Origin of the sequence: Rhizobium sp. RU36D (assembly GCF_900176345.1) — a bacterium.
Lineage (GTDB): Bacteria > Pseudomonadota > Alphaproteobacteria > Rhizobiales > Rhizobiaceae > Allorhizobium.
The window spans coordinates 26,144-42,174 of the sequence record NZ_FWXU01000023.1 but is presented as its reverse complement, the minus strand read 5'-3'; the positions used below and the strand labels follow the sequence as shown (position 1 = coordinate 42,174).

Here is a 16,031-nt window from a genome sequence, read left to right as displayed (position 1 = left end):
ATGGGAATAACCTTTGATCAAGCCGCAAACGGCAAGGGGAACGACGATGCATTTGGATGCGTCCGGCATCATGCCGGGTCGAGGCGAGACAGGCCGCCGGGAGGGTGGATCTTCCATCCACACTGATCGTCTTGTTGCCCGCCTGGAAGGCAAACTGGATGCCGCCGCAATCCTGCGCGGGGATGCGGTTTCCGAGGGTTATGCCGGTGATGCCAGCTTTCGCGGCACGAGGCCGCTGCTGGTTCTGCGCCCGCGCGACACAGCAGACGTATCCACCATTCTGTCCGCCGCAAACGATCTTGGCCAGCCGCTGGTCGTACAGGGCGGGCGCACCGGTCTTTGCGGCGGTGCCGCACCCCAGGCGGGGGAGGTGTCGCTCTCGCTGGAGCGGCTGTCCGGCATCGAATCCTTCGATCCCAAGAGCCAGACGCTGATTGCCGGTGCGGGCACGCCCTTGCAGACGGTCCAGCAGGCGGCCAGCGATGCGGGATTGTTCTTCGGCGTCGACATCGGCTCGCGCGGCAGCGCGACTGTTGGCGGCAACATCGCCACCAATGCCGGCGGTATTCGCGTCCTGCGTTACGGCATGTTCCGTGCCCAGGTCATGGGCCTGGAGGCCGTGCTTGCCGATGGCACGGTTCTGACCTCGCTCAAGGGCTTGCCCAAGGACAATTCGGGCTATGACCTGGGGCCGCTGTTCATCGGCACCGAGGGAACGCTTGGCGTGGTGACGCGCGCCTGCCTGAAGCTGCATGCCAAGCCTAGGATCGAGCGGGTCGCCTTTCTGGCGCTGCCGTCGCTGGCCGCGGCCCAGGATCTGCTGGAGCGGTTGCGGGTAGAGCTCTTCGGCATATTGTCGGCCTTCGAGGTGATTTTCCCCGGCGTCTACGAGGGGTCGGTTGCCTATTCCGGCCTTCGCCCGCCCGTTGCGACCGGTGCTGGCATGTATGCCATGGTCGAGATCCAGGGCCAGGCGCCGGACGAAGACAATGAGCGTTTCGAGGCCGCTTTGGGCCGGGCGCTGGAAGACGGGCTTGCCGACGACGTCGTGCTCTCCAATTCGCTGCGCGAGTTCAACGCGCTCTGGGCGATCCGCGACGGGTTGAACGACTATCTCTTCAGCCTCGGCGACATGCCGGGCTTCGATATCTCGGTTCCGTTGTCGCGCATGCAGGAGTTCATATCAGGCGCCGAGGCCGATCTCGCCGCGCTCGATCCGGCCGCACGGACCTTCATTTTCGGCCATATGGGTGATGGCAATCTCCACTACATGGTACAGACCAAGATGAAGGATGCGGCCTACGAAGCCGTCTATTCGCGCATCGCCGCTGTCGGCGGCGGGGTTTCGGCCGAACATGGCATTGGCGTTGAGAAGGTCGACTGGCTGCAATATGCGCGCAGCCCCGCGGAAATTGGCGCCATGCGGCGGCTTAAAGCGGCCTTCGATCCCAAGGGTATCCTCAATCCGGGCCGGGTATTTGCCCCATCGGTGCGGAGTGCCTGAGATGACCATTCACGCCACGCCCGTGCCAGACAGCTCCCGGACATTCACCCTTGATGACCGCTACACGCTGGAGCGTGGCCGTATCCTGGTCTCAGGCACGCAGGCGCTGATCCGCCTGCCGATGATCCAGCGCCAGCGCGATCTCGCCCAGGGGCTGAACACGGCGGGTTATGTCTCGGGCTATCGCGGATCGCCGCTCGCGAGTTTCGACCGCGAGATGGGCAAGGCCCGCAAATATCTCGACGCCGCCCATATCAAGTTCCAGCCCGGCCTGAACGAGGACATGGCGGCGACCGCGGTCTGGGGCACCCAGCAGACCGGCATGTTCGAAGGCTCGCGCTATGATGGCGTGTTCGCCATGTGGTATGGCAAGGGACCGGGCGTCGATCGCAGCATGGATGTCATCCGCCATGCCAATGCCGTCGGCACCAATGCCAGGGGTGGTGTCCTGCTGCTGGTCGGCGATGATCACGGCGCCGTCTCCTCCACCCTGCCGCACCAGAGCGAGCACAACCTGATCTCGGCCATGGTGCCGCTGCTATCGCCGGCTGGCATCGGCGAATATATCGATTATGGTCTGTTGGGCTGGGCGATGAGCCGCTATTCCGGCGCCTGGATCGGCTTCAAGTGCCAGACGGAAATCGTCGAATGTTCCGCGACCGTCGATATCGATCCGGATCGATTGCAGATCGTCATACCCGACGAAAGCTTTGCGCCTGACGGGCTGGGGCTGCGCTGGCCGGATGGGCCGCATGCCATGGAACTGCGGCTGGAGCGCAAGATGCTGGCGGTGCAGGCCTTTGCCCGCGCCAACCGGATCGATCGCCCCGTCTGGGGCGGCGAAGGTCGCGCCTGGCTTGGCATCGTCTCCACGGGCAAGTCCTGGCTCGACCTGATGGCAGCGCTGTCATTGCTCGGCATCGATGAGGCCCGCGCCAGCGAACTGGGGATTGCCCTCTACAAGGTCGGCATGGTTTGGCCGCTGGAGCCGCAGGGGCTCGCCGCCTTTGCCGCCGGTGTCGATGAACTCCTCGTCATCGAGGAAAAGCGCCCCATCCTCGAAGACCAGATCAAGGCACAGCTGTTCAACATGGAGGCTGAGCATCGCCCCCGTGTGTTTGGAAAGTCCGGCCTGGATGGCGCACCGCTGCTGCAGGCAGCCGGCGAGATCGGCACGATTGCGGTGGCCCGCGCCATCCTTTCGCGGTTTTCGCAGATGGACGAGGCTCTTGCTGCCCGCGCCCGTTTCATTGAGGAAACGGCGCTGGCCATGGGCGTGGAAGCCACGGCGCTGAAGCGCGAGGCCTATTTCTGTTCGGGCTGTCCGCACAGCGTCTCCACCCGCCTGCCGCCAGGCAGCCGCGCCTCGACCGGTATCGGCTGCCACATGATGATCATCGGCAATGAGGACCGCAACACTTCGACCTTCACCCAGATGGGTGGGGAAGGGGGCTCGTGGATCGGGTTGTCGCCCTTCACCGACGAGAAGCACATTTTCGTCAACATGGGCGACGGCACCTATTTCCATTCCGGCGTGCTGGCGATCCGTGCCGCCATCGCCGCGAAGGTCAATGCTACATATAAGATCCTCTACAACGACGCCGTTGCCATGACCGGCGGCCAGAAGCATGACGGCGAGGTCACGGTGCCCGGCATTGTCGGGCAGATGCTGGCGGAGGGTGCCGAGCGTGTCGTCGTCGTCGCAGAACGGCCGGAGGTCTGGCAGGGCCGGCTGCCGCGCGAGGTTTCCATTCATCACCGCGACGAACTCGATGCCGTGCAGCGGGAATTGCGCGAGGTTCCGGGTGTCACCGTGCTGATCTATGACCAGGTCTGCGCCGCCGAAAAACGCCGCCGGCGCAAGCGCGGTGCCTTTCCCGTCTCCGACAAGCGCGCCTTCATCAACGAACTGGTCTGCGAGGGCTGCGGCGACTGTTCGGCCGTCTCCAACTGCATCTCCATCGAGCCGCAGGAGACCGAGTTTGGCCGCAAGCGCCGGATCAACCAGTCCAGCTGCAACACCGATCTCTCCTGCATCAAGGGCTTTTGCCCGAGCTTCGTCACCGTCGAAGGCGGCAGCATCCGCAAACCGCAGGTGAAGTCGAAGACGGTCAGGACCGACGACCTGCCGCTGCCGGCCTTCGCCACAACCTTCGACCGCCCCTATAGCATGCTGCTGGCCGGCATTGGCGGCACAGGCGTCATTACCGTCAGCGCGATCCTGGCCCAGGCGGCGCTGATCGACGGGTTGGCGCTGGTGACGCTCGACCAGACGGGCCTGGCCCAGAAGAACGGTTCGGTCGTCTCGCATATCCGGCTTGCCCGCGATCCTGATCAACTGAATGCCGCTCGCATCGGGCCGGGGGAAAGCGACCTGGTGCTCGGCTTCGACATCGTGGTCGCCGCCTCGCGCAATTCGCTGGCTTCCTTTGCGCGAAATCGCACCCATGCCGTCATCGATGATCATTTCGCCCCGACGGCTTCCTTCGTGAAGGACACCACGATCGATTTCCGCCAGGAGGCGACGCTGAAATCCCTGCGCCGTGCTGCCGGCGAGGAGGCTGTCGAGACGGTGGCCGCAACGGATATGGCGACGGCTCTGCTGGGGGATGCGATCGCGGCGAACATGTTCCTGCTCGGCCATGCCTGGCAGCGCGGCCTCGTGCCCATCGGGCTCTCGGCCATCGACAAGGCGATCGAGCTGAATGGCACCGGCATTGCGATGAACCGCGCGGCCTTCGGCTGGGGTCGCCGCTGCGCTGTCGAGCCTGCCGCCGTTGCCGCTGCTGCCGGTCTCGGCGCGCCGGTCACCAAGGCGGAAAGCTTGGACGAGATCGTCGCCCGGCGCGTCGCCTTCCTGACCGACTACCAGAATGCCGCCTATGCGGAGCGTTACCAGGATCTGGTCGACATGGCAGACCAGACGGAACGGCGACTGCGCGGCCGGACAGGATTTGCCGAAGCCGTCGCGCGCAATGCCTTCAAGCTGATGGCTTACAAGGACGAATACGAGGTTGCCCGACTGCATCGGGACCGGAGCTTTTCGGAAAAGCTGGCGCGCCAGTTCGAAGGCGATTTCAAGATCCGCCACCATCTGGCGCCGCCCTTGCTTTCCCGCCGGATCGACGGGCGCACGGGGCGTCCTCAGAAACTCTCGTTCGGCGGCTGGATCAGGCCGGCCTTCGCGGTGCTCGAAAAGCTGAAATTCCTGCGTGGAACAGCCCTCGATCCCTTTGGTCGCACCGAGGAGCGCCGCATCGAGCGCCGGCTGATCGAGGACTATATCGCGCTGGTCACGGACCTCTGTTCGGCGCTGGATGCCGCCAATCACGCCGTTGCCGTCGAGCTTGCCGGCCTGCCGGACATGGTGCGCGGCTTTGGTCCAGTAAAACTTGCCGCTGTCGAGCGCTACGAGAAGCGCCGCGCGGAGCTGATCGAGCGGTGGCGCGACGCCGCGCCGCTGACCCATGTCGCCTAATCCTGTTATCGCCCTCTGCTGAAAGTCACCATCATGGCCGAAAAGATCATCATCGACACCGACCCGGGCCAGGACGACGCGCTTGCCATCCTGCTGGCGCTAGCAAGCCCGGAGATCGAGGTTCTGGGCATCACGGCCGCCGCCGGCAATGTGCCGTTGTCGCTGACGGAAAAGAACATCCGCAAGATCTGCGAACTGGCGGGACGATCCGACATGGGGGTCTATGCCGGCTGCAGCCAGCCGATGTCGGGAACGCTGGTGACGGCGGAATATGTCCATGGCGCCAGCGGTCTTGATGGTGCCGACCTGCCGGAACCGGTGATGCCGCTTCAGGCCATGCACGGGGTTGATTTCATCATCGAGACCTTGCGCAACGAACCCTCGGGAACCGTGACGATCTGCACGCTGGGGCCGATGACCAATCTCGGCAAGGCGCTGACCAAGGCGCCCGACATTGCCGGCCGCATCCGCCGGGTGGTGCTGATGGGCGGTGGCCTGTTCGAAGGCGGCAATGTCACCCCGGCAGCCGAATTCAACATCTATGTCGATCCCCAGGCCGCAACCATCGTCTTCGGCTGCGGTGCGCCGATCGTGATGATGCCGCTTGATGTGACGCACAAGGTGCTGACCACGCGCGCGCGCATCGCCGCCTTCCGCGCACTTGGAACCCAGGTCGGCGAGGTGGCGGCCGGATGGCTCGAATATTTCGAGCGCTTCGACGAGGCGAAATACGGCACGGATGGCGGGCCGCTGCATGATCCCAACGTGATCGCCTATCTGCTGAAGCCGGACCTCTATTCCGGCCGGCATTGCAATGTCGAGATCGAGATGGAATCCGACCTCACCCGTGGCATGACCGTCGCCGATTGGTGGGGCGTCAGCGGCAGGCCCAAGAACGCACTGTTCATCCGCGATGTGGATGCCGATGGCTTCTTCGCGCTGCTGACGGAACGACTGGCAACGCTCGGCCGTGCCGACACGGTGCGCCAGCCGAAGCTGAGATTAGTGTAGCCCTATCTCGCTCTCGGAATGATCAGCGCATCGAGAATGCGCACGCCCCGCCTCGCGGGCAGCACTGCGACGGGGTTGAGGTCGATCGCTTCGATGTCGTCGCCATAGGCGGCGACGAAATCCGATAGCTGCACCAGCAGTTGCGCCAGCGCCTGACGGTCCGCCGCTGGCGCGCCGCGATAGCCTGATAGCAGGGACGCCAGCCTTGTCTTGCCGATGAGTGCGTCCGCGCGGGCGAGATCGAGCGGCAGGAGATCGAAGGCGCTGTCCTTCACCAGTTCCACCAGCACGCCGCCGATGCCGACGACGAGGCCGAAGCCGAAGGGCTCGTGACGCACCACGCCGACCAGAGCCTCGACACTGCCCGTGACCATCTCCTGCACCGAGACACCGCGTAGATCAGCGTCCGGCGCGTAGGCACGGGCGCTGTCCATGATCTCCAGATAGGCCTGGCGCGCCTCGGCCTCCGACGCGATGCCGAGTTTCACGCCGCCGGCCTCGGTCTTGTGCGGGATATCGGGAGATTCGATCTTCAGGACGACCGGAAAGCCGAGCCTTGCCGCCGCTTCTGCTGCCGCCTGCGCCGACGTGACCAGAATTTCCTGCGGTACCGGCATGTCCTCGGCAGCAAGCAGCGTTTTCGCCTCCCGCTCCGTGAGTGCGCCCGAGGGAAGCGATTTGCGGTCGGTCGGGCAAGCCTGCGGCCAGGATACTGTCTGCTGAAGCTCCAGCAGACCCTTGATCGCGGTCAGCGCGCTTTTGGTCCCGCGCAGGATAGGCACGCCGGAAAGCTTGTCTTCCACGGCCGCGTGGTGGCCCGACGACAGGTTGCTCATGAAGATGACGGGCACGGTGGCGTCTGCGGCATAGTCGGCGACGGCCCCGGCGATGCCGAGATATTCAGAGGCACAGGCATCATCCAGGCCAACCGGCGCGTCCTGTGTGGCAACGATCAGGCCAATGGCGGGGTCGCCGGCCAGTGTCGTTAGCACGTCGCGGTAGATGGTGCCATCGGCAAAGACGACGCCCGTCGTGTCCAGCGGGTTCTGCGGCGTGGCGAAGGGCGGCAGCAGGGTTTTCAGGCGGTCGCGGGTCGCACGCCCAAGCTCCGGCAGGTTAAGGCCCACCTCTTCGGCGATGTCGGAAACATGGGCAACGCCGCCGCCGGACACGCCGACAATTGCGACATCAGGCCTTTGCGGACGCGTCTTCAGCGTCAGGCACAGATTGGCCGTCTCGATGAAACCGTCCATGTCGGGCACCTCAAGGATGCCGACACGCTCGAAGAAGGCGCGGAAGGCTTCGTTGCTGCCGGCCAGCGCGCCGGTATGGGCGGCCGTTGCCGCCGCACCCCGGTCCGAGCGGCCCGCCCGCAAGGCGATGACCGGTTTGCCCGCAGCATGCATCCGCTCCATGGCCGCGGCCAGTTTCCCGGGATCGCGGATTGCTTCCAGGACGATGCCGACTGCCGACGTGTCGTCGTTTTCGGCGAGATAGCTCAAGTAGTCGGCGATATCGGTCGCGGCGCTGTTGCCGGAGGAGACGATATGGCTGAGGCCGAAACGGCCGGTATTGCCAAGCGCGATGGCGCTGGCGCCGGAATGGGAGAGAATGGCGAAACGGCCCTTCCTGAGGTTCGTCGAAAGGCTGGAGGAATAAAGCGCCGCGCCGGTCGACAGATTGAACAGACCAAGGCAATTCGGCCCGCAGATGGCCATGCCATAGCGCTCGGCGATGTCGATCAGTTGCCGCTGCCGCTCGCGGCCGGCGTCGTCGAGTTCCGCAAAGCCCGAGGCCAATACCACGGCGGCCTTCACGCCCCTCTGGCCGGCGTCTTCAAGCGCCGCAATGACGCGGTCGGCGGCAATACCGATGACCGCGACATCGGGAGCCGTATCAAGGGCAGAGAGTGACGGGGCGGCCCGGTATCCGAAGACCGTCTCGGCCTTCGGATGCACCGGCAGGATCGTGCCTTGATAGCCCGCGCGCATCATGTTGCGCATGACATAGCTGGAGGAGGCGTCGGCGCGCTCGGTGGCGCCGACAATGGCGACCGAGCGGGGCGCCATCAACGCCCGCATCGCCTCAGGGGTGTTTGCGGGCATGGCGCGATCCTCAGTCCAGACCCTTGAAGGGCGAGTCGCGGAAGTTCAGATATTCCTTGAGCGACATCTTGGCGAGGTTCGCCATCCATTCGCGGCCTTGCTTCGTCACATGGAGCGCTGCAATTGCTTCAATGTTGTACTGGAAGGCGGGCAAGAGCCCTGCCACGACCTGCTGGTTGTTGATCGAGGCCTTGGTGTATTTCAGCGCCGGCACCGGCATGCGGGCGAGCTTGCGGGCCAGGTTCTCCGTCTTTTCCTTCAGCTGGTCGGCCGGCACCACCTTGTTGATCAGGTGCATGCGCAGCGCTTCCTCGGCATCGACGGTGTCGCCGGTAAACATCAGCCAGCGCACGTCGCGGGTGGCGAGCAGCCACGGCATCATCAGCGCCGGAGGTCCGGAATTGTGCCGCACTTCCGGCTCGCCGAACTTGGCATTGTCGGCGGCAATGGCCAGATCGCAGCACATCATCAGTTCCAGCGCGCCGGCCAGCGCATAGCCATTGACCGAGGCGATGACCGGGATCGGCGCCTTCCAGATGTTGAGAAGCGCCTCGGCATTCTCGGACATGTCCTCGCGCCAGAAATCGATATCGACATCGAAGTCGCCGCCCTGCAGGTCATAGCCCGAGGAGAATGAACGTCCGGCACCCGTGATCACAAGCGCGTTGACATCCGGGTCGGCGACGGCGGCGGCCAGCGCCGCATCGATCTCGCGGATGACCGTCTTGTTCATCGCGTTCATCTTTTCCGGCCTGTTGATGGTGATGGTCGCGAACTTGTCGTGGGCATCCTTCTCGTAAAGGATGGTTTCGTAGCTCATGGCATTCCCCTTTTTATAGGCCGTTACTTCGAGGCGAGTTTCAGGGCGGAATAGGCAACCGCCATCCGGGCGGCGAGCGCCGCGTTGTTCTTGACCAGTTCGATATTGGCTTTCAGGCTTTCGCCACCCGACATCTCGTTGATGCGCGCCAGCAGGAAGGGCGTAAGCTCCTTGCGGCCGATACCCTTTTCTTCCGCCTCGCGGACCGCATCGGCGATCGTGCCATCGATGAATTCGGGCGTGAGCGCAGCCGCTTCCGGGATCGGGTTGGCGACCAGGAGCCCGGTGCCGGTGCCGAGCCCGTGATGCAGCAGCATGGCTTTCGCAATTTCGGCCGGCGTATCTAGCCGGTGGTCCGCCTTGAAGCCGCTGGAGCGGGTGAAGAAGGCCGGGAAGTCGTCGGTGCCATAGGCAATGACGGGCACGCGCTGGGTTTCCAGATATTCCAGCGTCTTGGCGATATCGAGGATCGATTTCACGCCCGCGCAGACGACCGCGGTCTTCGTGCGGCCGAGCTCGGTCAGGTCGGCGGAGATGTCGAAGGTCTGTTCGGCGCCGCGATGCACGCCGCCGACACCGCCGGTCGCGAAGATGTCGATGCCGGCAAGATCAGCCAAAATCATGGTGGCCGAAACCGTGGTGCCGGCGGACGCGCCGCGCACCATGGCAACCGCAAGATCGCGGCCGGAGGCCTTCACCACGCCCTTGGCCTGGGCCAGCGCTTCCAGCTCGCTTGCCTCCAGCCCGGCCTTCAGCTTGCCATTGACGACCGCGATCGTTGCGGGAACGGCGCCATTGTCGCGGATCACAGCCTCCACGGCGAGCGCGGTCTCCAGATTGGCGGGGTAGGGCATTCCGTGGGTGATGATGGTCGATTCAAGCGCCACGACAGGGCCGCCAGCGGCAAGGGCTTCGGCCACGTCGCGGCTCAGTTCGGGTTTCATAAGGGTCATTTCAGCAGGGGTCCTTGGAGTATCAGCCGGCAAGCCGGTGCATGTTGGCCTGAAGGAAGCGTTCCGACAGTTCGGTATGGACGCTGGCCGCGCTTTCGGTGGTCAACGTGCCGAGAAGGGCGCCGGTACGGGCGGCCCCATAGGTGTCTTCGCCCGAGAGGATGCGATGCAGCGTGCCGGCAATCATGGCATCGCCCGCGCCGGTGATATCGACGGGCTTGGCGTGAACGGCCGGGAAGGTCCTGACCCCCTCGGTGCCGGCGACTGCGATGCCGCGAGACCCCATGGTCACCACGGCCTCCCGCGCGCCGGCAAGCTGCAGCGCGACCGCGGCATCGCGGGCGTCGTCGATGGTCTCGTGCCCCTTGCGCTGCAGGATCGAATTGGCCTCGTCGATATTCATGAACAGCAGGTCGATGCCGGTGAGGTCCTTGGGCAGGCGGGCGGCCTTGGGCGTGGAGACGGCATCGATGGCCAGCTTGAAGCGTGCGCCGCGCCGTTTGGCGATGAGAGCGGACAGGGTTTCGGCCGGCAGGTTGCAATCGGCAAACACCCAGGTGGCGGCCGCCAGATGCGGCCAGATGCGGTCCAGGTAGCTCGGTGCGAACAGGTCGAAAATGCTCATGTCGGCAATGCCGAGGACCAGTTCGCCCTGGGGATCGAGAATAGCCGCATATTCCGCCGTCGGCCGTTCGCCGGAGGTGATGACCTGGCTGACATCGATGCCGCGATCACGCATGTGCTTCAGGATCGCGCGGCCAGTTTCATCATCGCCGACGATCGACACGAAGCTGGTGGTGGTGCCGAGCAAAGCCAGGTTTTCGGCGACATTGCGCGCCACGCCACCCAGGCTGCGCAGGCCATCGACCGGATTGGAGGTCTCGAACACCAGCGGCGTGCGGGCCCGGTATTTGCGGTCCAGCACGGCGCCGCCGATGCAGACCGCCCGCGAACTGGCCGGCATCACATAGCCGCGGCCGAGGATATAGCCTTTCTGCATCAGCTGAACGATGTGAGCCGCCACCGTGGACCGGGCCAGCCCAAGCATGGTCGCGATTTCCTGCTGCCCCGCAAAGGGGTTCTCCTTGATGATCTCAAGGACGGCCGCTTCCTGGGCGCCAAGGTCTTCCATATCGCTTCGATCACCGTTTCGAGCTTCGATAATTTTTATATGGACAACAACAGATGTTTTTGTCAACATCTGTTTGTCGAAGTGCAGCCGGAAGGAAAAACCCATGTCCGCCACCAGCGCCAGTGCCGCCAGCTCCCCATCAGGAGAAGGCATTCCGGTCATCGATGTCGGTCCGTTCATCCGCGGCGAGACCGGCAGCGCCGCCGTGGTGAAGGCCATCGAGACCGCGTGCCGCGACACAGGTTTCTTTCTGGTGACGGGCCATGGCGTTTCGGTCGAGATCACCAAGCGGCTCTACGATCTGGCGCGCGCCTTCTTTGACGAGCCGCATGACTGGAAGAAGAGCCAAGGCCGTGGCACCGGCGTTATCGGCGGGGTGGCGTTCTCGCCGATCGCCGACGAGGCGCTGGCGGCAACACTCGGCATCAAGACCCCGGGCGACTACAAGGAAAGCCTGAATTTCGGCGAGCGGCTGCCGGGCGATGCATGGCCCGAGAAGCCGGCCGGACTGGAAGCGGCCTTCCGGGACTATTTCCGGGAAATGGAAATCCTGTCGAAGCACATGCGGCGGATCTTCTGCCAGGCAATCGGCCTGGACCAAGACTATTTCGAGCCCTCCTTCGAAAACCATATGTCGGCGCTGAGGGTGATCAACTATCCCGAACAGGATGAATCGCCGCTGCCGGGCCAGTTGCGCGCCGGCGTGCACACCGACTACGGCTTCATGACCATCCTGCGCTCGGAAGCGTCCCCCGGTGGATTGCAGGTGCGCAAGCGCTCCGGCGAATGGCTGGATGCGCCGTCGATCGAGGGCGCCTATGTCATCAACATCGCCGATGCCTTCATGCGCTGGACCAATGACGAATGGGTCTCGACGCCGCACCGGGTGGCCAACCCGCCAAGCGGCTTCAAGGGCACGGCACGGCGCCAGTCGATCCCGTTCTTCCTCAATCCGAGCAAGGAGACGGTGATCGAGTGCCTGAAGCCCTTCATCCGCGAGGGCTCGCCGGCCAAATACGAGCCGATCACCTTCGCCGATTACATCGACCTCAAGACGAAACAGGCCTTTTCGAAGGGCTGAGGGCTGATACCGACACGCGCTCAGAAGCGGAAAACCGCCGGCGCAGACAAGTTGCAGAAAACGTAACAAGGGGAACTGAGCATGATGGATTTGACAAGACGGCAAACCCTTGCCGGAATGAGTGCGCTTGCAGCCGCCGGCCTCTTCGGCCTTCCGGCCCGGGCTCAAGGGAAGACCCTGGTCGTGCCGACACTCGGCGGGGTCTGGGAACAGTTCTGGCGCTCGACGGTTGCGCCTGAATTCACCAAGCAGAGCGGAGCTGAAGTGACGCTCGATGTCGGCAACGGCCGCGTGTTCGGCGCCAATCTGCGCGCCGCCGGCGTCGACAAGCCGCCCTATTCGATCGTGATGACCAACGAGGTCTTCGCATCCGGTCTGCGCAAGGAAGGCTTCTTCGAGAAGCTGGACCTCGCCAAGGTGCCGAACTACGCCGACCTCTATCCCCTGGCGAAGAAGACCGATGGCTGGGGCGCGATCGCGGCCGTCTCGCCGATCGGTATCGGCTACCGCACGGACATGGTGAAGACCCCGCCGAAGTCCTGGAAGGACCTTTGGGAAAACCCGGAGTTCAAGGGCAAGATCGGTCTCTACAATTTCGCCAACAGCGCAGGCAAGATGGAGCTGCTGCTGTTCTCGAAGATCTTCGGCAAGGATCAGTATGATGTCGATGCCGGCTTTGCCGCGCTTGAGAAGCTCGGCTCGGTCATCCAGGTCGATTTCAACCTCTCCACCGGCCTGGCATCGGGCGAAATCATCGTCGCACCCTTCGATTTCGGCGAAATTGCCCGCCTGAAGGCGCAAGGCCTGCCGGTCGACTGCATCATCCCGGAAGAGGGCATGATCATGTTCGACCAGACCATCAACATCCTCGCCAATGGCCCGGAAAAGGAACTGGCCTATCAATATGCCAATTTCCTGCTGTCGCCTGAAGTCCAGGCCATGATGATGAAGCAGTTCTTCATCTCGCCGACCAATTCCAAGGTCGTGGTGCCTGACGATCTCAAGGCCAGCGTTCCGGTCTCCGGCGCTGACATGGACAAGATCCTGACCTGGGACTGGAACTTCGTCAACGAGAAGCAGGGCGAGCTTGCCGAACGTTGGGCCAAGACCGTGAAATAGTTTCCCCCGCTGCGATCATGGCTTGTCTTCCCAAGGCAAGCCATGATCGGCTTTTTCGCCAGGCGCGGTATCATTGGAAAGTGAAAATAGATGACAGAGGTTAGCATTGAAAAGCTGACCAAGGACTACGGGCAGTCGCTCGCAGTCAACGGGATTTCGATGAGGATCGCCGAGGGGGAGTTCATCTCGCTGCTCGGCCCCTCCGGCTGCGGCAAGACGACGACGCTGAAGATGATCGCCGGTTTCGAGGAGGCGACCGAAGGCGCGATCCGCTTCGATGGGCGCGATGTGGTGCATGTGCCAGTCGAGAAGCGCGACATCGGCATGGTGTTCCAGAACTACGCGCTGTTTCCGCATATGACGGTGGAGCGCAACCTCGCCTTCGGACTGGAAATGCGCAAGACGCCCAAGGCCGAAATGCGGGCGCGCATCGCCAAGGTGCTGGATATGGTGCAGCTCACGGGCTATGCCGACCGCTATCCGCGCCAGCTCTCGGGCGGACAGCAGCAGCGCGTGGCGCTCGCCCGGGCACTGGTGATCGAGCCGAAGATCCTGCTGCTCGACGAGCCGCTCGCCAATCTCGACGCCAAGCTGCGCGAGGAAATGCGCGTCTTCATCCGCGATCTGCAGCGCCGCGTCGGCATCACGACGGTCTACGTCACCCATGACCAGGCCGAGGCGATGACGATGTCGGACCGGGTGGTGGTGATGTTCGGCGGTCGGATCGCCCAGATCGGCACGCCTGCGGACATCTATGAGCGTCCGGTCAGCCTTGAAGTGGCGGAATTCGTCGGCCAGGTGAATATCGTCAAGGGCAAGGTGCAGAACGGCATGGTCATGACGGCCTTCGGCGCGATCCCGCTGACAGGCATCTTCCCGGATGGCATCGAAATGACGCTTGCCCTTCGGCCCGAGGCCATCGAGCTTTTGCCCGCTGCAAGCGGCGCCATGGGCGTGCCGGCCAAGGTCGTGTCCAGCTATTACTCCGGCAGCCTCGTCGATTATCACCTTGAGATGGGGGACGGCAGCAGGCTTGACGTCCAGACCTTCCCGCGCAACCGTTTTGCCGATGGCGAGGCGGTGCTGGTGCAGGTGCCGGTCGAGCGTTTCTGGCCGCTTGGATCCGTCGCATGAACGCCACCAGCAAAAAAGGCTTCGGCCCCTGGCTGTTGATCGCGCCCGCCGCGATCCTGATCTTCGTCTTCCTGGTGCTGCCCTATCTCAATATCATCCTGATGAGTTTCCGCATGCCGGGGCAGGGCACCCCCTACGGGCCGGGCTTCACGATAGGCAATTACGGCAAGTTCTTTTCCGATTATTTCTATATCGGCCAGGTGATCAACACCCTGCTGATCGGCTTTGTCACCACGCTTCTCTGCCTGTTGCTCGGCTTTCCCGTGGCATGGCAATTGGCGCGCGGCAATTCGCGGTTCCGCGCCGTCGGCTATGGGCTGGTGCTGTCACCGCTTTTGGTCGGCATCGTCATCCGCAGCTTCGGCTGGACCATCCTGCTCGGCAATAACGGGCTGATCAACCGTACCCTCACCAATCTCGGCGTCATCGATGGCCCTCTGCCGCTGATGTATAATGCGCTCGGGATCGTCATCGCGCTGGTGCATGTGTTCCTGCCCTTCATGATCCTGCCGATCATGAGCGCTATCCAGGGCATCGATCCCTCGCTGGAAGCCGCTGCCCGGTCGCTGGGGGCCTCGAAGTTCACGGCCTTTCGCCGGGTCACTTTGCCGCTGTCGCTGCCGGGCATCCAGGCCGGCTGCATCCTGGTCTTCGTGTTGTCGCTTTCGGCCTATGTCACGCCGTCGCTGATCGGCGGGCTCAGGGTCAAGACCATGGCTGTCACCGTGGTGGATGCGCTGATCGACACGTTCCAATGGCCCTTCGGATCGGCGCTGGCGCTCGTTCTTGCAACGACCGGCGCCATCATCGTCGTCATCTTCGGGCGCATGACCGCTGTCAAATGGAAGGCGTGAGAACCAAGATGTCGAAACCCTTCTTCACCGTCTACTGCCTTATCATCTATGCCTTCCTGCTGGCGCCCATCCTGGTCGTCGTCGGGGCGTCGTTCAATGCCGGCGCCTTCCTGACCTTCCCGCCGCAGGGCCTGTCCTTCCGCTGGTATGTCGTGTTCTTCAACAACGAGGTCTTCATGCGGGCGATCCGCACCTCGCTCTGGATCGCCTTCGTATCCATGGTGATATCCGGCATCATCGGCACCATGGCGGCGATCTTCTATGTCCAGCATGCGGGCCGGCTGAAGGAAACCGTGCGGGTCGCCATGCTGGCGCCCTTGCTGCTGCCGGAGGTGCTGACCGCGATCTCGCTGCTGTTCTTCGTCTATTCCATCGGCATCGGCACGCAGACCATGGTCGGCATGATCGTCGGGCATGTGCTGATCACGCTGCCCTTCGTCTTCATCAACGTCTCGGCCTCGATGGACAGCTACGACCCCTCCTGGAGCCTCGCGGCCCAGAGCCTCGGCGCCGGACGCTTCACCCGCTTCTGGCGGATCATGCTGCCGCTGATCAAGCCCGGCGTCATCGGCGGCTGCCTGTTCGCCTTCATCATCTCTTTCGACATCTTCACCATCTCCTTCATGCTGAAGAATGTCGGGACGTCGACCCTGCCGATCCAGCTGTTCGATTACCTCAGGACGAATTTCACGCCGGAAGCCGCAGCCGTCTCGACCTGCTCGATCGTGCTGACACTGGCCGTCGTCATCATCTCGGAAAAATTTCTGGGGCTGCGCATACATCGGTTCTGATCGGCGCGGTGAGACAGACCGATGCCATGGCTTTGGCTTGGCATCGGTC

Annotated in this window: 12 protein-coding genes; 8 read left to right on the top strand and 4 right to left on the bottom strand. The window is 63.5% G+C overall.

What is annotated here, in order from left to right; all coding sequences use genetic code 11:
• The first annotated feature begins 70 nt into the window (after positions 1 to 70).
• From B9A97_RS22640 to B9A97_RS29540, 3 genes are read left to right on the top strand one after another with little or no spacing between them, the layout of a single operon-like run.
• Positions 71 to 1,504 (top strand): FAD-binding oxidoreductase, encoded by a 1,434-nt coding sequence (locus B9A97_RS22640; protein ID WP_084368134.1) that lies wholly within the window; start codon positions 71 to 73, stop codon positions 1,502 to 1,504.
• A gap of 1 nt (position 1,505) precedes the next feature.
• A complete protein-coding gene (locus B9A97_RS22635; protein WP_143530666.1) occupies positions 1,506 to 4,982 on the top strand; it encodes an indolepyruvate ferredoxin oxidoreductase family protein in 3,477 nt (1,158 codons plus the stop codon).
• Positions 4,983 to 5,015: 33 nt separating this feature from the next.
• Positions 5,016 to 5,993 (top strand): nucleoside hydrolase, encoded by a 978-nt coding sequence (locus B9A97_RS29540; protein WP_143530665.1) that lies wholly within the window; start codon positions 5,016 to 5,018, stop codon positions 5,991 to 5,993.
• A gap of 2 nt (positions 5,994 to 5,995) precedes the next feature.
• Here B9A97_RS29540 and B9A97_RS22630 read toward each other — a convergent pair whose 3' ends face one another.
• From B9A97_RS22630 to B9A97_RS22615, 4 genes are read right to left on the bottom strand one after another with little or no spacing between them, the layout of a single operon-like run.
• Positions 5,996 to 8,098 (bottom strand): acetate--CoA ligase family protein, encoded by a 2,103-nt coding sequence (locus B9A97_RS22630; protein ID WP_084368094.1) that lies wholly within the window; start codon positions 8,096 to 8,098, stop codon positions 5,996 to 5,998.
• Between the two features lie 10 nt (positions 8,099 to 8,108).
• Positions 8,109 to 8,918, bottom strand: coding sequence for an enoyl-CoA hydratase/isomerase family protein (locus B9A97_RS22625; protein ID WP_084368093.1), 810 nt, complete (start codon positions 8,916 to 8,918; stop codon positions 8,109 to 8,111).
• A 23-nt stretch (positions 8,919 to 8,941) separates the two neighbouring features.
• Positions 8,942 to 9,871, bottom strand: a complete 930-nt coding sequence (locus B9A97_RS22620) for a pseudouridine-5'-phosphate glycosidase (protein ID WP_084368092.1) — start codon at positions 9,869 to 9,871, stop codon at positions 8,942 to 8,944.
• Positions 9,872 to 9,893: 22 nt separating this feature from the next.
• Positions 9,894 to 11,003 (bottom strand): carbohydrate kinase, encoded by a 1,110-nt coding sequence (locus B9A97_RS22615; protein ID WP_084368133.1) that lies wholly within the window; start codon positions 11,001 to 11,003, stop codon positions 9,894 to 9,896.
• Between the two features lie 103 nt (positions 11,004 to 11,106).
• On the opposite strand from B9A97_RS22615, the gene B9A97_RS22610 reads away from it, so the two are divergent.
• The 5 genes from B9A97_RS22610 (at position 11,107) to B9A97_RS22590 (ending at position 15,982) form a co-directional block, all read left to right on the top strand.
• Positions 11,107 to 12,084 carry an isopenicillin N synthase family dioxygenase gene (locus B9A97_RS22610; RefSeq protein ID WP_084368091.1) on the top strand — a complete coding sequence of 326 codons (978 nt, stop codon included), beginning with the start codon at positions 11,107 to 11,109 and terminating at the stop codon, positions 12,082 to 12,084.
• Between the two features lie 81 nt (positions 12,085 to 12,165).
• Positions 12,166 to 13,203 carry an ABC transporter substrate-binding protein gene (locus tag B9A97_RS22605; protein WP_084368090.1) on the top strand — a complete coding sequence of 346 codons (1,038 nt, stop codon included), beginning with the start codon at positions 12,166 to 12,168 and terminating at the stop codon, positions 13,201 to 13,203.
• 90 nt (positions 13,204 to 13,293) lie between these two features.
• On the top strand, positions 13,294 to 14,337 hold the full coding sequence (locus B9A97_RS22600) for an ABC transporter ATP-binding protein (protein WP_084368089.1): 1,044 nt from the start codon (positions 13,294 to 13,296) through the stop codon (positions 14,335 to 14,337).
• A complete protein-coding gene (locus B9A97_RS22595; protein WP_084368088.1) occupies positions 14,334 to 15,191 on the top strand; it encodes an ABC transporter permease in 858 nt (285 codons plus the stop codon). Before B9A97_RS22600 ends, B9A97_RS22595 begins: the two co-directional genes overlap by 4 nt.
• A gap of 8 nt (positions 15,192 to 15,199) precedes the next feature.
• Positions 15,200 to 15,982 (top strand): ABC transporter permease, encoded by a 783-nt coding sequence (locus B9A97_RS22590; protein WP_084368087.1) that lies wholly within the window; start codon positions 15,200 to 15,202, stop codon positions 15,980 to 15,982.
• Positions 15,983 to 16,031: the final 49 nt, after the last annotated feature.

Coding starts and splice junctions, on each gene's coding strand:
- B9A97_RS22630 (WP_084368094.1), bottom strand. CDS start 8,098: ATGCCCGCAAACACCCCTGAGGCGATGCGGGCGTTGATGGCGCCCCGC.
- B9A97_RS22590 (WP_084368087.1), top strand. CDS start 15,200: ATGTCGAAACCCTTCTTCACCGTCTACTGCCTTATCATCTATGCCTTC.
- B9A97_RS22600 (WP_084368089.1), top strand. CDS start 13,294: ATGACAGAGGTTAGCATTGAAAAGCTGACCAAGGACTACGGGCAGTCG.
- B9A97_RS22640 (WP_084368134.1), top strand. CDS start 71: ATGCCGGGTCGAGGCGAGACAGGCCGCCGGGAGGGTGGATCTTCCATC.
- B9A97_RS29540 (WP_143530665.1), top strand. CDS start 5,016: ATGGCCGAAAAGATCATCATCGACACCGACCCGGGCCAGGACGACGCG.
- B9A97_RS22605 (WP_084368090.1), top strand. CDS start 12,166: ATGATGGATTTGACAAGACGGCAAACCCTTGCCGGAATGAGTGCGCTT.
- B9A97_RS22625 (WP_084368093.1), bottom strand. CDS start 8,918: ATGAGCTACGAAACCATCCTTTACGAGAAGGATGCCCACGACAAGTTC.
- B9A97_RS22595 (WP_084368088.1), top strand. CDS start 14,334: ATGAACGCCACCAGCAAAAAAGGCTTCGGCCCCTGGCTGTTGATCGCG.
- B9A97_RS22615 (WP_084368133.1), bottom strand. CDS start 11,003: ATGGAAGACCTTGGCGCCCAGGAAGCGGCCGTCCTTGAGATCATCAAG.
- B9A97_RS22635 (WP_143530666.1), top strand. CDS start 1,506: ATGACCATTCACGCCACGCCCGTGCCAGACAGCTCCCGGACATTCACC.
- B9A97_RS22620 (WP_084368092.1), bottom strand. CDS start 9,871: ATGACCCTTATGAAACCCGAACTGAGCCGCGACGTGGCCGAAGCCCTT.
- B9A97_RS22610 (WP_084368091.1), top strand. CDS start 11,107: ATGTCCGCCACCAGCGCCAGTGCCGCCAGCTCCCCATCAGGAGAAGGC.